Below are 18,839 nucleotides of genomic sequence, written 5' to 3'. Positions count from 1 at the left end.
CGCCCGGGAGGCACCCCACCGGCCGGCGGGTGGGCCTCCTCGGAGCCGACACGAGCGCTCCCCACGACGGCCCCGGCGAACGAACCGGTCCGGCGCGCCGGTACATCAGTGCGCGGCGGACTCCCAGTCCGGTCCTGACCCCACCGAGACCCCCAGCGGGACGCGGAGCCGCACGGCCCCGGCCATCTCGCGGCGGACCAGTTCCTCCACCGCGGCCCGCTCGCCGGGCGCGGTCTCCAGCACGATCTCGTCGTGGACCTGGAGGAGCATCCGGGAGGCGAGCCCCTCCTCCCGGAGAGCACGGTCCACCTGAAGCATCGCGATCTTGACGATGTCGGCGGCCGTGCCCTGGATGGGGGCGTTGAGCGCCATGCGCTCCGCCGCCTCACGGCGTTGGCGGTTGTCGCTGTTCAGATCGGGGAGGTAGCGGCGCCGCCCGAAGAGCGTCGCCGTGTAGCCCGTCGCACGCGCCTCGTCCACGACCCGCCGGAGGTAGTCCCGCACCCCTCCGAACCGCTCGAAGTAGGCGTCCATCAGCCCGCGGGCCTCCGCGGCCTCGATGCCCAGTTGCTGCGACAGCCCGAAGGCCGACAGGCCGTAGGCCAGCCCGTAGGACATCGCCTTGATCTTGCGGCGCATCTCCGCGTCCACCGACTCCGGTGCCACGGAGAACACCTGCGCGGCGGCCGTGGTGTGCAGGTCCTCTCCGGAGGTGAAGGCCCGGACGAGCCCCTCGTCCTCGGAGAGGTGGGCCATCACGCGCAGCTCGATCTGGCTGTAGTCCGCCGTGATCAGGGTCTCGTACCCCTCCCCCACCACGAACCCCCGCCGGATCGCCCGCCCCTCGTCGGTGCGGACCGGGATGTTCTGCAGGTTCGGGTCGGTGGAGGACAGACGACCGGTCGCGGCCACCGTCTGGTTGAACGTGGTGTGGATGCGTCCGTCCGGAGCGATGGTCTTGATCAGACCCTCCACCGTGACCCTGAGCTTGGCCTGCTCACGGTGGCGCAGCATGATGACCGGCAGCTCGTTCTCCGTGCGGGTCGCCAGCCACGCCAGGGCGTCGGCGTCCGTGGTGTAACCGGTCTTGGTCTTCTTGGTCTTGGGGAGATTCAGCTCGCCGAAGAGCAACTCCTGGAGTTGCTTGGGCGATCCGAGGTTGAACTCGCGCCCCGCGGCCTCGTGGGCCTCCCGCACCGCCTGCTGGACGGCGTCGGCGAACATCCCCTCCATCGTCCGAAGATGGTCCCGATCGGCCGCGATCCCATGACGCTCCATCCGGGCCAACAACGACGACGTGGGCAGCTCCACCTCGCGCAGCAGATCCGCGGCGCCCACCTCGCGCAGTCGCTCCTCGAACGCCTCCCCGAGATCCAGGATCGCGCGAGCCTGGGCCATCAACGCCTCAGCCTCCGCGCCGTCGTCCGCCCCCAGGGCGAGCTGACCGTCCGCGGCGGCCGACGGGCCCAACTCGCGATGCAGGTACTCCAGCGACAACGCGTCCAGGTCGAGGGAGCGCCGCCCCGGCTTGGCCAGATAGGCGCCGAGCGCGGTGTCCATGGAGACGCCGTCGACGGACCAACCGTGCTCCGCGAAGGCCCGCATCGCGCGCTTGGCGTTGTGGAGGACCTTGGGCCGGTCCGCGTCGGCCAGCCAGGACGCCCACGCCGTCCGGTCGGCCTCGTCGAGGGTCGACGGGTCGAACCACGCGGCCCCCCCTCCCGTGTCGGCGAGCGCGACCTCCTCGACCGAGCCCACACCCTGAGCCCAGGCGTCGACCGTGGCGACGCCGAGGGCGCGGGTGCCGTGCTCGGCGAGCCATCCGGCCAGCTCGCCCGCTCCGAGCACCACACCGTCGATCGACACGCCCTGCGAGGCGGCCGGAGCCGCCTCGGCCTCCCGCGCTCCGGGGTCGACGGCGAACAGGCGCTCTCGGAGCGAGGGATTGCGGATCTCCAGGTTCTCCAGGAAGGCCCTCACCCCCTCGCGGTCGTAGGCGACGCGCTCCAGTTCGGCGACGTGTTTGGGCAGCTCCACCCGCCGCTCCAGCTCGGTGAGTCGGCGGTTGAGGCGCACCGCGTCCAGGTGGTCCCTGAGGTTCTGCCCCGCCTTGCCCTTGACCTCGTCGGCCCGCTCGACCAGCTCCGCGAACGACCCGAACTGATTGATCCACTTCGCGGCCGTCTTCTCGCCCACCCCGGGGATGCCCGGCAGGTTGTCCGACGGGTCGCCGCGCAGGGCGGCGAAGTCCGGGTACTGGGTGGGTGTCAGGCCGTACTTCTCGATCACCTTCTCCGGGGTGAAACGCGTCAGTTCGGAGACGCCCTTGGTCGGATACAGCACCGTGGTGTGCTCGCTGACCAGTTGGAAGGAGTCCCGGTCGCCGGTGACGATCAGGACCTCGAACCCCTCGCCCTCCGCCTGGGTGGCGAGCGTGGCGATGACGTCGTCGGCCTCGAAGCCCTCGACGGCGAAGCGGGCGACGCCCATGGCGTCCAGCAGGTCCGCGATCAGCTCGACCTGACCCTTGAACTCGTCCGGGGTCTTGGAGCGGTTCGCCTTGTACTCGGCGAACTCCTCGGACCGCCAGGTGCGCCGCGAGACGTCGAAGGCGACGGCGAAGTGGGTGGGGGCCTCGTCACGGAGAGTGTTGGCCAGCATCGAGGCGAAACCGTAGACCGCGTTGGTCGGCCGGCCCGCGGAGGTCGTGAAATTCTCGGCGGGTAGCGCGAAGAACGCGCGGTAGGCCAGCGAGTGCCCGTCCATGAGCATCAGGCGCGGGCGGGCCCCGCCGGGGGGATTGTCGGTTTGCTTCGCCGCTGTCTTTGCCACGCCCCCGATCCTGCCACGAGCCACCGACACCGGGGTCGGGGCACCTCGGGGCACCCGCGCCGCGTGGCCCACCACCCCTGGTCCGCCACCCACCGTGATCACCCGGTCGTCGGCCCGGCGTGGAGGGCACCCGGGGTGGGCGCCGTCCATCGCCCGTCGGGAACAATCGGCCGCCGACTGAGCGTTCGCTCAGTCGGCGTGGAGACACGCCGGCGAACGACCCACCAGGCACGACAACCGCGAACGGAGCCGGTTCCATGGGCGAGCAGCAGCACGTGAAGTTCCCGCAGGAGGTCATCGACGAGTACTCCGCGCTCGGAGTGGACCTTCCCGCCCTCTTCTCCGCCGGACACCTCGGGACCCGGATGGGCGTCCGCGTCCGGGAGGCGTCCGCCGAGCGTGTCGTCGGGGTCATGCCCGTGGAGGGAAACACCCAGCCCTACGGCCTGCTGCACGGCGGAGCCTCGGCGGTGCTGGCCGAGACGCTCGGGTCCATCGGCACGATGCTGCACGGGGGCGCCTCCAAGGTGGCCGTCGGCGTCGACCTGAACTGCACCCATCACCGAGGGGTCAGGTCCGGCACGGTGACCGGCGTGGCCACCCCCGTGCACCGCGGACGCTCCACGGCCACCTACGAGATCGTGATCAGCGACGACGAGGGCCGGCGTGTGTGCAGCGCCCGGCTGACCTGCCTGTTGCGCGACGCGACCCCGGGCGGTTCCGCCGCGTCGGGAGCGACCTCCTGAGCACGAGCCCTCTCGCGCGAACACCCGCCGCGCGAAACCCGGTTCGTCACCGCACCGGCCGGTGCGGTGACGAACCGGCCCCGGGACACCCGGGCCGGGAAGGCCCCGATAACAAGAGCGTCACAGCCTTTACCCGCCCCTCCTCCCCCTTCCCCGCCCGCGCCTAGAGTCGCGGCCAGTCACCGCGCCGTGGGATCACCACCTCCGCCCAGTGCTCGGACTCGGTCGCCTCCGCGGGGAGACGGCCGCGCCAGGGGAAAGGACTGATCGTGCGTCAACGTTCGTTCATCGCCGTCACCGCCGCGCTGGCGGCCGGGGCACTCACCCTCACCGCCTGTGGATCGCGGGCCGACGACGGCGGTGGCGGTGGGTCCGACACCGGGAACGCCGGCGACACCACCGTGGTCATCGGCGTCGACGCCCCCTTGACCGGCGACCTGTCGGCGCTCGGCCTCGGCATCGAGAACTCGGTCGACCTCGCCGCCCGGACCGCCAACGAGCAGGGCTATGTCAAGGACGTCACCTTCGAGGTCCAGGCCCTCGACGACCAGGCGCAGCCCTCCCTCGGACAGCAGAACGCCTCGAAGCTCGTGGCGGACGACCAGGTCGTCGGAGTCGTGGGGCCGTTGAACTCGAACATCGCCGAGGCGATGCAGAAGGTCTTCAGCGAGGCCGACCTGGTACAGGTCTCGCCGGCCAACACCAATCCGGCCCTGACCCAGGGGGTCGACTGGCGGACCGAGAAGGAGCGGCCCTACGCCTCGTACTTCCGGACCGCCACCACCGACGCCGTCCAAGGCCCCTTCGCCGCTCAGTACGTCTACCACGACGCCGAGAAGCGCGAGGTCTTCGTCATCGACGACAAGAAGACCTACGGCGCCGGTCTGGCGGCCACCTTCACCGAGGAGTTCGAGAGGCTCGGCGGCGAGGTCGTCGGCACCGAGCACATCAACCCGGACACCAAGGACTTCTCCGCCGTCGCCACCAAGGTCAAGAACTCCGGCGCGGACGCCGTCTACTACGGTGGCGAATATCCACAGGCGGGACCGCTCAGCAAGCAGATCAAGGCCGCGGGCGCGCGCATCCCGCTCATCGGCGGCGACGGCATCTACAGTGCCGAGTTCGTCAAGCTGGCCGGCTCCGCCGGCACCGGCGACCTGGCCACCTCCGTCGGCGCGCCGGTCGAGGAACTCCCCTCCGCCCGCGAGTTCGTCGCCGACTACCGGGCCGCCGGCTACAAGGAGGACTACGAGGCCTACGGGGGCTACTCCTACGACTCGGCCTGGGCGATCGTCGAGGCGGTCAAGAAGGTCGTCGACGCCAACGGGGGGAAGCTCCCCGACAACCCCCGTCCCCTGATCACCGAGGCGATGCAGGGCGTCTCCTTCGACGGTGTGACCGGCACGGTGTCCTTCGACGAGTTCGGCGACGCCACGAACAAGCAACTCACCGTCTACGCGGTAGAGGACGGCGATTGGAAGGACGTGAAGTCCGGCACCCTCGACGACTGAGGGCCAGGCCCACCCGCACCACCGCACGGCCGCGCGGGGCGCTCTCACCGGCGCCCCGCGCGGTCTCGCTCCCGGCCGCCCGGCCGCCCCTGTCGACTCATCGACTCGTCTCGGAGGACATGCGGTGCACGAACTGCCGCAGCAGCTGGTCAACGGCCTGCTCCTGGGATCCATGTACGGGCTCGTCGCCATCGGCTACACCATGGTCTACGGCATCGTCCAGCTCATCAACTTCGCCCATGGCGAGATCTTCATGACCGGTGCCTTCGGCGCCCTCACGGTCCACCTCTACCTCCTGCCCGACGGCACCCCGATGACCGCCGCCCTGCCCCTGATGCTGATCGGCGCGATGGCGGTCTCCTGCGCCGTGGCCGTGGGAGCGGAGCGATTCGCCTATCGCCCGCTGCGCGGTGCCCCCCGACTGGCGCCCCTCATCACCGCCATCGGTCTCTCCCTCGCCCTCCAGCAGGCCGTCTGGGCCTGGTACCCCGAGGCCAAGTCGGCCCGGCGGTTCCCGCAGATCGACGGCGGTCCCTTCCACCTCGGAAGCGTCACCGTCCAGACCGGCGACATCTTTCTCCTGGTCGTCGCCCCCGTCGGCATGGCCGTGCTCGCCTTCTTCGTGATGCGCACCCGCACCGGGCGCGGGATGCAGGCGACCGCCCAGGACCGGGACACCGCGAAGCTGATGGGGGTCGACACCGACCGCATCATCGTGATCGCGTTCGCCCTCGGTGCCGTGTTCGCGGCGGTCGGCGGTGTGGCCTTCGGACTGAAGTACGGGCAGATCGACTTCAAGATGGGGTTCATCCTGGGACTCAAGGCCTTCACCGCCGCCGTACTCGGCGGTATCGGCAACATCTACGGGGCCATGATCGGCGGCGTGGTCCTGGGTGTGGCCGAGACCCTGGCCACCGCCTACGTGGCCGACATCCCGGGGATGGACCAGTTCGGCAGCCAGTCCTGGGCGGACGTCTGGGCCTTCATCCTCCTCATCCTCGTGCTGCTGTTCCGGCCCCAGGGCCTGCTCGGCGAGCGCGTCGCGGACAGGGCGTGACACCGATGACGACACCGACCACCGCCCCCGAGAGTCCCCAAACGCCGGTCGCCGGCCGGTCAGCCGGCCTCGTCGCACTCCCCCCGCGTACCGGACGGCTCCTGGCCGTCGGCGGCGGCGCCCTCACCGTCCTCTCCACCTTCCTGGCCTGGACCTGGACCCCCGCCTTCCCCGGCGACCTCACCGTCTACGGCCATCCGGGGGGACTTCAGGTCCCGGTCCTCGTCGGCGGCCTGCTCACCACCCTGCTGGGCCTGGCCGCCCACGGGGGGCGCCGGCCGGCCCCCGGCGGAGGGGGCGCCGCCCTCCGACTCGCCGCCCTGGGTACGTTCCTCACCGCGTGGTACACCGTCCTCGCCCTCACCTTCCGGCTGGGCGGGCTGGTCAACCTCGAACCCGGCGGTCTGCTCGTGGCGGCGGCCAGTCTGGCGAGCCTGCTGGGGGCGCTCGCTTTGCCCTTCCGGCGTCCCGTCCCGGAGCCGGTCGATCCGACGGCGGACGGCGGGGAGCGGTTCGGACACCGAGTGAGAGAAGGGTGGGCCACCGTCAGGGCGGCCTTCGCCGCCGACGCGCCCCGCCCGCTCGGCCCGCTCCCCTCCTGGGTCGAGATCCTCGGCATCGTCGGCATCATGGCCCTTTGTCTGACCGTGTTCACCTACGGCATCGGGACGGAGTACGACGAACTCTTCGTGGGCTTCCTGCTGACCGCCGGGTTCGGTTTCGCCGCCCTGGGCAAAGCCGGGTCGATCGCCCACGCCACCGAGATCACCGCGCGACACAGGAACGTCACGATCTGCGGCGCGTTCGTCGCCGCCGCCCTCTTCCCCTTCACCCAGACCGACGATCAGTACGCCACGATCGGCGTCTACATCCTGATCTTCGCCACGGTCGCGCTCGGGCTGAACATCGTCGTCGGTCTCGCCGGCCTCCTCGACCTGGGCTACGTGGCCTTCCTCGGCGTCGGGGCCTACGCGGCCTCGCTCGTCTCCGGCTCCCCCACCTCGCCCTTCGATCTGCGGCTGCCCTTCTGGGCCGCCGTTCTCGTCGGCGCCGCCGCCTCGCTCGTGTTCGGCGTCCTCATCGGCGCCCCCACCCTGCGCCTACGCGGCGACTACCTGGCCATCGTCACCCTCGGCTTCGGCGAGATCTTCCGCATCGCCGCCAACAACCTCGACGGCACCTCGGGCCCGGATCTCACCAACGGCTCCAACGGGATCTCCTCGATCCCCGACCTGGAGATCCTCGGGTTCGACCTCGGCGCCCGGCACGAGATCGCGGGTTTCGGCATCGGCCGGTTCGCCAACTACTTCTTCCTGATGCTGCTGATCACGGCCGTCGTCGTCCTCGTCTTCCGCCGCAGCGGCGACTCCCGGATCGGCCGGGCCTGGGTCGCCGTCCGCGAGGACGAGACCGCCGCCGAGGCGATGGGCATCAACGGGTTCCGGGTCAAGCTCGTCGCCTTCGCCGTCGGGGCCGCGCTCGCCGGCCTCGCCGGCACCGTCCAGGCGCACGTCACCTACGTGGTCACCCCGGAGCAGTACCTCTTCGCGGGGACCGCGCCGCCCAACTCGGCCTTCCTGCTCGCGGCCGTCGTCCTGGGCGGAATGGGCACCATCGGCGGCCCGCTGCTGGGTGCCGCCCTGCTCTTCCTGATCCCCAACAAGCTCCAGTTCCTCGGGGACTACCAACTGCTCGCCTTCGGCCTGGCACTGGTGCTGCTGATGCGGTTCCGGCCCGAGGGCCTCATCGCCAACCGTCGGGACGGACCAGGGCGCGGCGAGGGCGCCGGACAGCACGCGGACCTCGCGAAGACAAGGGGCGATTGACTTGACCACCGACACGGGCCCGGCAGCCGCCGGAACACCGACGACCGGCCGTACCGTCCTCGACGCGCGCGGCGTCACCATGCGTTTCGGCGGTCTCACCGCCGTACGGGGAGTGGACCTCACCGTCTCCGGCGGGCAGATCGTCGGCCTGATCGGCCCCAACGGCGCCGGGAAGACCACCTTCTTCAACTGTCTGACCGGCCTCTACACCCCCACCGAGGGAGAGGTCCGCTACCGGGACGCCGTCCTGCCGCCCAAGTCCTTCAAGGTCACGGCGGCCGGCATCGCCCGCACGTTCCAGAACATCAGGCTCTTCGCCAACATGACCGTGCTGGAGAACGTCCTGGTCGGACGGCACACGCGAACCCGCGAGGGCTTCTGGTCCGCGGTGCTGCGCGGGCCGGGGTTCCACCGGGCCGAGGCGGAGTCCCGCGAACGCGCCATGGAGTTGCTGCGCTTCGTGGGTCTGGCGGGCAAGGCCGGCCACCTCTCCCGGAACCTCCCCTACGGCGAGCAACGCAAACTTGAGATCGCGCGGGCGCTGGCCAGCGAACCCGGCCTGCTCCTCCTGGACGAACCCACCGCCGGCATGAATCCGCAGGAGACCCGCGCCACGGAGGAACTGGTCCTCGCCATCCGGGACCAGGGCGTCGCCATCCTCGTCATCGAGCACGACATGCGTTTCATCTTCAACCTGTGCGACCGGGTCGCCGTGCTCGTCCAGGGGGAGAAGCTCCTCGAGGGAGACCCGTCGACCGTGCAGGGTGACGAACGGGTCGTCGCCGCCTACCTCGGCGAGCCCTTCCAGGGCGCGCCCGGGGCGGACGAGGTCGCGGAGGTCGAGGCGGCCGAGGCACACGCGGCCGAGGCGGCGACCCGGAGCGGCCGGGGCGCGGCCCCGGACGACCCCCCGTCCCATGAGACGGGGAACCCCGGAAGGAGATCGAGTTGAGCGCGCTCCTGGAGGTCGAGGACCTCCGCGTCGCCTACGGCAAGATCGAGGCCGTCAAGGGCGTCACGTTCAGCGTCGACACCGGCGAGGTGGTCACCCTCATCGGGACCAACGGCGCCGGGAAGACCACCACGTTGCGCACCCTGTCCGGGTTGCTCCGCCCGCTGGGCGGACGGATCCTGTTCGACGGGGTGTCCCTGAGGAAGGTCCCCGCGCACCGGATCGTGGCCCTCGGGCTGGCGCACTCCCCGGAAGGGCGGCACATCTTCCCGCGCATGTCGATCGAGGACAACCTCCGTCTCGGGGCGTTTCTCCGCCGCGACCGGCCCGGCGTCGAGCGGGACATCCGGCGCGCCTACGACCTCTTCCCCATCCTGGGGGAACGCAGAGGACAGGCGGCCGGCACCCTTTCCGGAGGCGAGCAGCAGATGCTGGCCATGGGACGGGCGCTGATGTCGCGGCCCAAACTGCTGATGCTCGACGAGCCGTCCATGGGTCTGTCCCCGATCATGATGCAGAGGATCATCGCGACGATCGCCGAGCTGAAGGCCCAGGGCACCACCATCCTGCTCGTCGAGCAGAACGCCCAGGCCGCGCTGTCGCTAGCCGATCACGGCCATGTCATGGAGGTCGGCTCCATCGTCCTGTCCGGAACGGGCCGGGAGTTGCTGCACGACGAATCGGTGCGCAAGGCCTACCTGGGCGAGGACTGACGCGGCCTCGGTCCCGAGCGACGAGCAGGAGGCGGAGAGCGAAGGGGCGGGCGCGCCCCGTCAGTCCTTGGCCGCCTTCTTCTCCTCCGCGTCCTCGATGACCGCCTCGGCCACCTGTCGCATCGACATCCTCCGGTCCATCGACGTCTTCTGGATCCAGCGGAACGCGGCGGGCTCGCCGAGTCCGTACTCGGTCTGGAGGACGGACTTGGCCCGGTCGACCAGCTTCCGGGTCTCCAGACGCTGGGAGAGGTCGGCGACCTCCCTCTCCAACTCCTTCAACTCGGTGAAACGCGAGACGGCCATCTCGATGGCCGGGACGACGTCGCTCTTGCCGAACGGCTTCACGAGGTAGGCCATGGCGCCGGCGTCCCTGGCCCGATCCACCAACTCGCGCTGGGAGAAGGCGGTCAGCATCAGCACCGGGGCGATCCGCTCCTCCGCGATCCGCTCAGCGGCGGAGATGCCGTCGAGCTTCGGCATCTTGACATCGAGGATCACGAGATCGGGCCGCTGCTCCCGGGCCAGCTCCACCGCTCGCTCCCCGTCCCCGGCCTCTCCGACGACGGTGTAGCCCTCCTCCTGGAGCATCTCCCTGAGGTCGAGTCGGATCAGCGCCTCGTCCTCGGCGATGACGACACGCGTCGTCGACGGGGGCACGTGCGACGTGTCGTCATCGGGCACCTCGGCGGGCTGGGGCGACTCGGGGGCGGTCACGGGGGCTCCTCGTTCGATACAGGGGTACTGCTGACAAGAGCCTACCCAGCTGCTGTATGGTGGGAATGCAGCGGATCAAGCTTGACCTTGGATTCGCAGGAGCTCCGGTAGTCCAATCGGCAGAGACGATACCCTCAAAAGGTATTCAGTGTGGGTTCGAATCCCACCCGGGGCACTTTTCCTTGCTTTACAAGGCCCTCCGCACCCACCGCGAGCAATCCGCCGCCAAGGCGTCCCACGACGCGGGAGCGGCGCCTCGCCCCCGCCCTCCCGGGACCGCACCCGCCCGCACCACCCAGACCACGAGGCCCGGCCGGGCGCTCACCCGTCCTCACCGACCCTGCGCACCCGCAGCATGTTGGTCGTGCCCGACACGCCCGGCGGTGAGCCGGCCGTGATCACCACCAGGTCTCCCTTCCGGCACCGACCGCTCCGCAACAGCGACTCGTCCACCCTGGCGACCATCGCGTCGGTCGAGTCGACCGGCGGCCCCAGGAACGCCTCCACCCCCCAAGTGAGGCTCAACTGGGAGCGGGTGGCAGCGTCCGGGGTGAAGGCCAACAGGGGGACCGGCGAACGGTAGCGGGCAAGCCGGCGAGCGGTGTCCCCCGACTGTGTGAAGGCCACCAGGGCACTCGCTGCGAGGAAGTCGCCGACCTCGGCCGCCGCGCGGGCGACCGCGCCACCGTGCGTGCGCGGCTTGCCGCTCGCGTCGAGCGGCGGCAACCCCTTGGCGAGAACGTCCTCCTCCACCGCCTCGACGATCCTGGCCATCACCCGCACCGCCTCGGTGGGGTGCTCCCCCACGCTCGTCTCCCCCGACAGCATCACCGCGTCCGTGCCGTCGATGACGGCGTTGGCGACGTCGCTCGCCTCCGCGCGGGTGGGACGCGAGTTCTCGATCATGGAGTCCAGCATCTGCGTCGCGACGATCACCGGCTTGGCGTTCCTGCGCGCCAGCTTGATCACCCGCTTCTGCACGATCGGGACCTGCTCAAGCGGCATCTCGACCCCGAGGTCCCCGCGCGCCAGCAGGACGCCGTCGAACGCGGCGACGACCTCCGCGATGTTCCGGACCGCCTCAGGCCTCTCGATCTTGGCCACGACAGGGACGCGCCGCCCCTCCTCCGCCATGACCCGGTGAGCCTGTTCAGCGTCTCGGCCGCCGCGGACGAAGGAGAGGGCCACGGCGTCGAAGCCCGCCCGCAGAGCCCAGCGGAGATCGTCCTCGTCCTCCTTGGTGAGCGCCGGAACCGAGACGGCGACACCCGGCAGGGTCAACCGTCGATGGTCGGAGACCACACCGCCCTCCACGACCCGGGTCCGCACCCTCGGGCCGTCGATCCCGGTGACCTCCAGGCAGACCGCACCGTCGTCGACGAGAATCCGCTCACCGACCACCGCGTCGTCGGCGAGCCCGGCATAGCCGGTCCCGCAGATCTCGCGGTCGCCCTCGACCCCCTCCTCGACCGTGATCGTGAAGGCGTCCCCGCGTTCCAGGACCACCGGCCCCCCGGCGAAACGTCCGAGTCCGATCCTCGGCCCCCGGAGGTCGGCAAGCGCTCCCACGGCGCGCCCGGTCTCCTCGCCGGCCCGACGCAGGCTCCGGTAGCGGGCCTCGTGCTCCGCACGCCCCCCGCCGCCCAGACGGAAGCAGGCGACGTCCATCCCCGCCTCGACCAACGCGTGGATGTCGGCGGGCGCATCGGTCGCGGGACCCAGGGTGCAGACGATTTTCGCTCGGCGCATGAGTCGAGCCTAGGCGCTTACCCACTGGTAGAAATCCGGCCGCGCCCGACGACCTGACACCTATCGGGTGAAGAGTCGGGGACCACCGCGAGGAGGCCACCCACGTCCGTCGGCGCGTCGTCCGTTAGGGCCCCGCCATCACGCCCCCGGCGAGACCGAAGCGCGTGAAGGCGGACCGCCGCGGCAACGGATACCGCTCCTCGCCGATGAGGTCGTTGAGGATGGACGCGGACCGCCACGCGACCAGACCGAGGTCCGGAGCGCCCACGCCGTGGGTGTGCCGCTCCGCGTTCTGGACGTACACCCGGCAGCCGGATTCGGCGATGGTCGGATCGAGGACGAGGCGGAACCTCTCGTCGACCCGGAACCGCCCACGAGCGTCCCGGCCCAGGCGGTCGGCGATGTCGCCGAGGACTCCGTCCAGGGGGCGCTCCCGATAGCCGGTGGCGAGGACGACGGCGTCGGTGGCCAGCGTGCCGGTCGTGTTCTGCTGGGCGTGGTCCAGGCGGAGTTCGATCGCGGCGGGGGACGGGCGGCGGGCACCGTGCACACTCACACCGGGGGTGATCACGGTGTCCGGCCACCCGCCGCCCAGGGCCCGGCGGTACAACTCGTCGTGGATGGCGGTCAGGGTCTCGTCGTCGATGCCCCGGTGCAGTTGCCACTGGGAGGCGACCAGCCGGTCCCGGACCGGCTCGGCGAGGCCGTGGAAGTAGCGGGTGTAGTCCGGGGTGAAGTGTTCCAGCCCGAGTCGGGAGTACTCCATCGGGGCAAGCGCCTCGGTGCGCCCGAGCCAGTGCAGTCGCTCACGGCCGACGGGGCGTCGGCGCAGCAGATCCAGGAAGATCTCGGCGCCGGACTGACCGATGCCGACGACCGTGACGTGGCCCGCCTCGACCAGGGTCTCCCGGTGCTCCAAGTAGTCGGCCGCGTGCAGCACCGGCGCGCCCGGAGCGGCCCACAACGACCGCAACTCCTGGGGCACGTGCGGCTCGGTGCCGACGCCGACCACGACGGCGCGGGTGCTCACCCGCCCCCGGGATTCGACACCGTCGACCGGCTCCGTCCGGGTGTAGCGGACGTCGAACACGGCACGCTCGGGGTCGAAGCCAACGGTGTCGACCCGATGGCCGAAACGGAGGGAGGGGAGGCGCTCGGCGACCCACCGGCAGTAGGCGTCGTACTCCGCGCGCCGCACGTGGAAACGCTCCGCGAGATAGAACGGGAAGAGCCGCTCGTGTTCCCTGAGGTAGTTGAGGAAGCTCCAGCCGCTGGCCGGGTCGGCGAGGGTGACCAGATCCGCGAGGAAGGGAACCTGGAGACGGGCGCCCTCGACGAGCAACCCCGGGTGCCAGCGGAAGGAGCCGCTCTGATCGAGGAAGACGGCGTCCAGGCCGTCGAGGGGCTGGGCCAAGGCGGCGAGCGAGAGATTGGCGGGGCCGACGCCGACGCCGACGAGGTCCCTGAGGGGGGCCGGGCGGCGCACCGGTGAGCGCCTCATCGGGGCTTCCCCGCTCGACGGGGACGACACCCTGTCACGCCACGCCACCTCGGTCGGCGCCCACCGGGGTCCGGGTGGGGAGATGGGCCAGATCGCGACCGCGCGCGTCCACGGTGTCGAGAAGAACATCGAGGTCGTCCGGCCGGAGGTGGGGGTTGAGCAGCGTGGCCTTGAGCCAGAGGCGCCCCCCCAGGCGGGCACGGCCCAGGACGGCGCTTCCGTCGAGCAGCAGCAGCCTGCGCAGTTCGGCGACCGCGGAGTCGGGGGCTTCGGAGGGCCGGAACAGCACGGTGCTGAGGGTCGGGGCGGCGTGGAGTTCGAGACGCGGGTGTTCCCGGACACGGTCGGCGAGGCGCAGAGCGTGGTCGCAGACCCGGTCCACGAGGTCGCCGAGACCGCGCCGGCCCAGCGTCCGCAGCGTGACTGCGATCTTGAAGCAGTCGGGGCGTCGGCTGGTGCGGGGGGACCGACCCAGGAGATCGGGCAGGCCCGCCTCGGTGTCGTCCACCGCGTTGAGGTAGTCGGTGTGGTGGTGCAGCGGGGTCAGATCGGCCGGATCGCGGACGGTCAGCAATCCGGCGGGGATCGGTTGCCAGCCCAGCTTGTGCAGGTCGAGGGCGACGGTGTCGGCTCGGTCCAGCCCCCCGAGCAGGGCTCGCCGCCGCTCGCTGAACAGCAGGCCGCCCCCGTAGGCGGCGTCGACGTGGAACCGCGCGCCGTGGACTGCGCAGCGGTCCGCGATCTCCCCCAGCGGATCGAGGAGACCCGCGTCGGTGGTGCCTGCGGTGGCGGCGACCAGATGGGGGCCGGGCACGTCGGTCAGGGCCTGGTCGAGGGCGGCGAGGTCGATCGTGCCGCCCGGCGCGGGCACGACGACGGGGTCGGGCAGGCCCAGCAGCCACCCGGCCCGGGGCAGGGAATCGTGTGCGTTGGCCCCGTACACCAACCGGACCCCGGGCCCGTGGATCTCACGAGCGAAGAGCAGGGCCAGGTGGTTGGACTCGGTGGCCCCGGTGGTGGCGACCGCGTCGGCGGCACCGACCTCCCCGGCGAGCGCCCGGCCGACCGCCGACTCCACCTCGGCCGCCGCGGGCGCCTGGTCCCAGGAGTCCAGGGACGGGTTGAGGACGTCCGCCGCGAGGTCGGCGGCGACGGCAACGGCCAGGGGCGGGCAGTGCAGGTGCGCCGCGCACAGCGGGTGGGCCGGATCGGCGGCCCCCTCGGCGAGCGCGGCCACCAGGGCGCGCAAGGCACCCGGCTCGCCGTGCTCGGGCAGAACGTCGCCGAGTGCCTTCCGCAGGCGGGCCGCCACCGCCTCGGGACCGCCGGCCGGGAAGGGCCCCCGGCGCAGAGCGGTGCCCGCGCGCAGGGCGTCCAGAACGGTGTCCACCAGCGGCGCCATGTCCTGGGGGCCGCGGACTCCCGAGGCCAGGGGCGGCAGGGAACTCATACGTCTGTCCTCCGGAACTCCGCGGGCGGGGCTCCAAGCGTCCCCGCGAGGGCGCGCCCGCGGCCGGGAAGCCCACCCAAGTGAACTCGAAAGGGGTATCCGACGGGTGGGTCGCTCGACACGGCGAAGGGGTCCGGCCCCCCTGACCTCCCGCTCGGAGGGGATCACGGCCGACCCGCCGGTCCCCGCTGGGCGCCCGTCGGCGGCGTACCGGTGGACGTCGCACCGTGGCGGAGTCGGCCGGGACCGGCGGGCGCCGGGTGAGAAGACGATCACTCTCCGGAAGGGGGCCCGCCCGACGTACGGGTGGCGCTCGGAGACCGAAGACCGACGGGCCGACCCCGCCACGGACCATGTTGATGCATCCCACTCGCTGTTGCAACCTTTTCGCAATAGCGGCAGGCTGTTCCCGGACGATCACCCACCCGGAAAGGGGATGCCCGATGGGCACCTACGCGCTTCCCGACCTGCCCTACGACTACTCCGCACTGGAGCCGGCCATCACCGGGCAGATCCTGGAGCTGCACCACGCCAGGCACCACGCCGCCTACGTCAAGGGCGCCAACGACACCCTGGAGCAACTCGCCGAGGCCCGCGACGAAGACCGGCTCACCCCCACCGGCCTGGTCGGACTGGAGAAGACCTTCGCCTTCAACCTCTCGGGCCACGTCCTGCACTCGATCTTCTGGCAGAACCTCTCCCCGGACGGCGGCGACCGCCCGGACGGTGCCCTCGCCGACGCCATCGACGAGCACTTCGGCGGCTTCGAGCGGTTCAAGAGGCAACTCACCGTCGCGACCGCGTCCGTCCAGGGCTCCGGTTGGGGCGTGCTCGCCTGGGAGCCCGTCGGCAGGCGTCTGATCGTCGAGCAGGTCTACGACCATCACGGCAACGTCGGCCAGGGGACCACCCCGTTGCTGGTATTCGACGCCTGGGAGCACGCCTACTACCTTCAGTACAAGAACGTCCGTCCCGACTACGTCACCAAGCTGTGGGACCTGGTGAACTGGGAGGACGTCGCCGAGCGTCACGCCGCGGCCGCGACGGCCTGACCGAGCCGCCGGGCGCCCCGCGGGCCGGCGGGCCCGCGCCCGCCTCTCGCCTTCGCCGCCGTCCGGGCCGGACTCGGCTCACCGGTCGGGAGGCGGGCCCGTCCGCTCAGTCCCGTCCGCCGCCCCGGATCCGCAGGGCGCGGGCGAGGTCGTCGAGTTGGTCGGCGAGCTTGCGCCGCAACGCGGGGAGGACGTCGGCCCCCTCCAGGCACTCCCGCCCGAGGCGGAGAGTGTCGGGATCGACCGCGTGGGCCGGGAAGGCCCAGCGACCCACCGCCTCGGCGATGGCCGGACCGCGACGGGCGGCGACCGCGACGGCGGCCGGGAAGAAGCGGGGCACGTAGTCGCGGACCAGGTCGGCCTGTTCGGGCTGCCAGAAGCCCTGCGCGGAGGCGATGACCAGGTAGTTGGACAGCTCGCCCCCCTCGTCGAACATGGCGTCCCAGGCACGGGCCTTGGCCTCGGGGTCGGGCAACGCGGCGCGGCAGCGCGCCGCCCCCTCCCGCCCCGCGGCGCTGGGGTCGCGCTCCAGTTCGGCGTCGATGGCGCGCTCGTCGGTGGCGCCGAGGACGGCGAGCCGGCCCAGCACGCGCCACCGCAGCTCCGGGTCGAGTTCCGGGCCGCCGGGCACGATACCGTCGGCGAGCCAGGCCGCGATCGTGTCGGGGTGGGCCGCGGTGTCGACGCGGTGGCGGACAGCGATCAGCCGGAGATCCGGGTGGTCTCCGTCCTCGGTACGACGCATCAGGTCACGGCACAGGTCGGTCAGGGTGGCCAGGGCGGCGGGGCGCCGCTCGGCCGGCAGGAAGCGGCCCGCGATCTGCCCGACGGCGAAGCCCAGGACGCCTTGGACGAGCGCGAGGTCCCGCTCGTGGGGCAGATGGGCGCGAGCGGTGTCCAGGAAGGCCGCGGGGGCGAGTTCGCCGTCGCGGACCGCGTCGCGCAGGGCGTTCCAGACGACGGCCCGGGTGAGCGGGTCGGGCAGGCCCGACAGGTGGTCACGTGCGGTGGCGAGCGACCCCTGGTCGAAACGGACCTTCGCGTAGCCGAGATCGCCGTCGTTGACCAACAGCATGGCCGGCGGCTTGCCGACAGCTCGCGGCTCGGCCTGGGGCACGTCCACATCGAGGCGTTCGCGCAGCACGAGACGACCCTCGTCGGAGGGGTCCCGGTCGTAGACACCGACGCCGACACGGTGCGGCCGGCTCCCCTCCCGGTCGACGACGAGCGCTCGGGCACCGTGCTCGGTGGTGATCGACCTCGGGGTGAGCTTGTCGACCCCGGTCGTGCGGAGCCAGGCGTTCGCCCAGGCGTGGACGTCGCGGTCGGTCGCGGCGGCCAGGGAGTCGACGAAGTCGGCGAGGGTGGCGTTGGCGAATCCGTGCCGCTCGAAATGGGTGTTGATCCCGGCCAGGAAGTCCTTCTCCCCCAGCCAGCAGACCAGTTGTCGCAAGGCCGACGCCCCCTTGGCGTACGAGATCCCGTCGAAGTTGAGCAGGGCGGAGGCGGTGTCCGGTACGTTCTCGGGGGCGACCGGGTGGGTGGTGGGCCGCTGGTCGGCGTCGTAGCCCCAGGGTTTGCGGGTCACGGCGAAGTCCGTCCAGGCGTCGGCGAAACGCGTCGCCTCCGCGCAGGTCTGGTATCCCATGTACTCGGCGAAGGACTCGTTCAGCCAGATGTCGTCCCACCAGGCGAGCGTGACCAGGTCTCCGAACCACATGTGGGCCATCTCGTGGGCGATCGTGACGGCGCGGGCCTGCCGCTCGGCGTCGGTCACCGCGGAGCGGAACACGTACTCGTCGCGGAAGGTGACGAGGCCCGGGTTCTCCATGGCCCCGGCGTTGAACTCGGGGACGAAGGCCTGGTCGTAGGAGTCGAAGGGATACGGCTCGGTGAACTTCTCGTGATACCGGTCGAAGAGCGCGCGGGTCACCCCGAGGAGTTCCTCGGCGTCGGCGTCGAGATGCGGGGCCAGCGACCGCCGACAGTGGATGCCGAACGGCAGGCCCCGGTGCTCGGTGCGGACGGAGTGCCAGGGACCGGCGGCCACGGCCACCAGGTAGGTGGAGATCGGCGGGGTGGTCGCCGCCGTCCAGCGGCCGTCGCCGACCCGCTCGGTCACGCCGTTGGCGAGGACGCTCCAGCCACTCGGGGCGACGACCTCGACGTCGAAGACCGCCTTGAGATCGGGCTGGTCGAAGGCGGCGAAGACGCGCTTGACGTCGTCGAGGAACAACTGGGTGTAGACGTAGGTCTCGCCGTCGCCGGGATCGGTGAACCGGTGCATGCCCTCACCGGTGCGGGAGTACGACATCACCGCGTGCACGAGCAGCTCGTGTTCGCCGGGGGCGAGGTCGCGCAGCGGGAACCGGTCGCCGTCCAGGGCACCCGGATCGAGGGGCTTTCCGTCGAGCGTGACGGAGCGCAGTTCGGCGGGCCGGACCTCGGCGAAGGTCGCCGCGGCGGCCTGATCACCGCGGACGGTGAACCGGACGGCCGTCCGGGACTCGAAGGTCTCGTCCCCACCGGTGAGGTCCAGTTGGACCCGGTAGTGGTGGACATCGAGGAGCCGGGCACGGGTCTGCGCTTCGTCGCGCGTCAGTACGGACATGCGGGCCATGCTGCCTGATGCCGGGGAAAGGGCACAGGGGCGGTGCGAGGCTCGATGCCGGCAGCGGTCCGTTCACGGGGTGCGCTCCCGGCGCGCCTCCAGGGAAGCGCCCCGACCGTGCT

At 71.5% G+C, this 18,839-nt stretch carries 13 protein-coding genes and 1 tRNA gene; 8 read left to right on the top strand and 6 right to left on the bottom strand.

The window, feature by feature from the left end:
- Positions 1-105: 105 nt before the first annotated feature.
- Entirely contained in the window at positions 106-2,832 is a 2,727-nt protein-coding gene (polA, locus tag JEK78_RS18265; protein ID WP_200260990.1) for a DNA polymerase I, read from the bottom strand.
- A 257-nt stretch (positions 2,833-3,089) separates the two neighbouring features.
- Between polA and JEK78_RS18260 the strand changes: the two genes are divergently transcribed.
- The 6 genes from JEK78_RS18260 to JEK78_RS18235 all read left to right on the top strand — a co-directional run bounded on the left by JEK78_RS18260 (position 3,090) and on the right by JEK78_RS18235 (position 9,637).
- Positions 3,090-3,578, top strand: a complete 489-nt coding sequence (locus JEK78_RS18260) for a hotdog fold thioesterase (RefSeq protein WP_200260987.1) — start codon at positions 3,090-3,092, stop codon at positions 3,576-3,578.
- 269 nt (positions 3,579-3,847) lie between these two features.
- Positions 3,848-5,089, top strand: a complete 1,242-nt coding sequence (locus tag JEK78_RS18255) for a branched-chain amino acid ABC transporter substrate-binding protein (protein ID WP_200260984.1) — start codon at positions 3,848-3,850, stop codon at positions 5,087-5,089.
- 124 nt (positions 5,090-5,213) lie between these two features.
- Entirely contained in the window at positions 5,214-6,146 is a 933-nt protein-coding gene (locus JEK78_RS18250) for a branched-chain amino acid ABC transporter permease (protein WP_200260981.1), read from the top strand.
- 5 nt (positions 6,147-6,151) lie between these two features.
- Positions 6,152-7,972 (top strand): branched-chain amino acid ABC transporter permease, encoded by a 1,821-nt coding sequence (locus JEK78_RS18245; protein ID WP_200260977.1) that lies wholly within the window; start codon positions 6,152-6,154, stop codon positions 7,970-7,972.
- 1 nt (position 7,973) lies between these two features.
- The gene (locus JEK78_RS18240) at positions 7,974-8,924 is read left to right on the top strand and encodes an ABC transporter ATP-binding protein (protein ID WP_242483132.1); all 951 of its coding nucleotides are present in this window, start codon (positions 7,974-7,976) and stop codon (positions 8,922-8,924) included.
- Complete coding sequence (locus JEK78_RS18235) at positions 8,921-9,637, top strand: ABC transporter ATP-binding protein (RefSeq protein WP_200260974.1); 717 nt, start codon at positions 8,921-8,923, stop codon at positions 9,635-9,637. The genes JEK78_RS18240 and JEK78_RS18235 overlap by 4 nt, the downstream gene beginning before the upstream one ends.
- Before the next feature lie 60 nt (positions 9,638-9,697).
- Here JEK78_RS18235 and JEK78_RS18230 read toward each other — a convergent pair whose 3' ends face one another.
- Positions 9,698-10,354, bottom strand: a complete 657-nt coding sequence (locus tag JEK78_RS18230; protein ID WP_200260971.1) for a response regulator — start codon at positions 10,352-10,354, stop codon at positions 9,698-9,700.
- Positions 10,355-10,455: 101 nt separating this feature from the next.
- Here JEK78_RS18230 and JEK78_RS18225 point away from each other — a divergent pair.
- Positions 10,456-10,529 (top strand) — tRNA-Leu (locus JEK78_RS18225).
- Positions 10,530-10,675: 146 nt separating this feature from the next.
- Here the strand turns inward: JEK78_RS18225 and pyk are convergent.
- From pyk to JEK78_RS18210, 3 genes are all read right to left on the bottom strand, one after another.
- On the bottom strand, positions 10,676-12,103 hold the full coding sequence (pyk, locus tag JEK78_RS18220; RefSeq protein ID WP_200260968.1) for a pyruvate kinase: 1,428 nt from the start codon (positions 12,101-12,103) through the stop codon (positions 10,676-10,678).
- Positions 12,104-12,227: 124 nt separating this feature from the next.
- A complete protein-coding gene (locus tag JEK78_RS18215) occupies positions 12,228-13,604 on the bottom strand; it encodes a SidA/IucD/PvdA family monooxygenase (RefSeq protein WP_200260965.1) in 1,377 nt (458 codons plus the stop codon).
- 34 nt (positions 13,605-13,638) lie between these two features.
- On the bottom strand, positions 13,639-15,054 hold the full coding sequence (locus JEK78_RS18210; RefSeq protein WP_200260962.1) for an aminotransferase class V-fold PLP-dependent enzyme: 1,416 nt from the start codon (positions 15,052-15,054) through the stop codon (positions 13,639-13,641).
- 443 nt (positions 15,055-15,497) lie between these two features.
- Here JEK78_RS18210 and JEK78_RS18205 point away from each other — a divergent pair, with 443 nt between their 5' ends.
- On the top strand, positions 15,498-16,106 hold the full coding sequence (locus JEK78_RS18205; RefSeq protein WP_200260958.1) for a superoxide dismutase: 609 nt from the start codon (positions 15,498-15,500) through the stop codon (positions 16,104-16,106).
- Between the two features lie 106 nt (positions 16,107-16,212).
- On the opposite strand, the gene pepN is transcribed toward JEK78_RS18205, so the two are convergent.
- Positions 16,213-18,717 carry an aminopeptidase N gene (gene pepN / locus JEK78_RS18200; RefSeq protein ID WP_200260955.1) on the bottom strand — a complete coding sequence of 835 codons (2,505 nt, stop codon included), beginning with the start codon at positions 18,715-18,717 and terminating at the stop codon, positions 16,213-16,215.
- Positions 18,718-18,839: the final 122 nt, after the last annotated feature.

It is taken from the genome of Streptomyces sp. HSG2 (assembly GCF_016598575.1).
GTDB lineage: Bacteria > Actinomycetota > Actinomycetes > Streptomycetales > Streptomycetaceae > Streptomyces.
The sequence above is the reverse complement of the archived record's forward strand: the minus strand, read 5'-3'. Positions and strand labels throughout refer to the sequence as shown.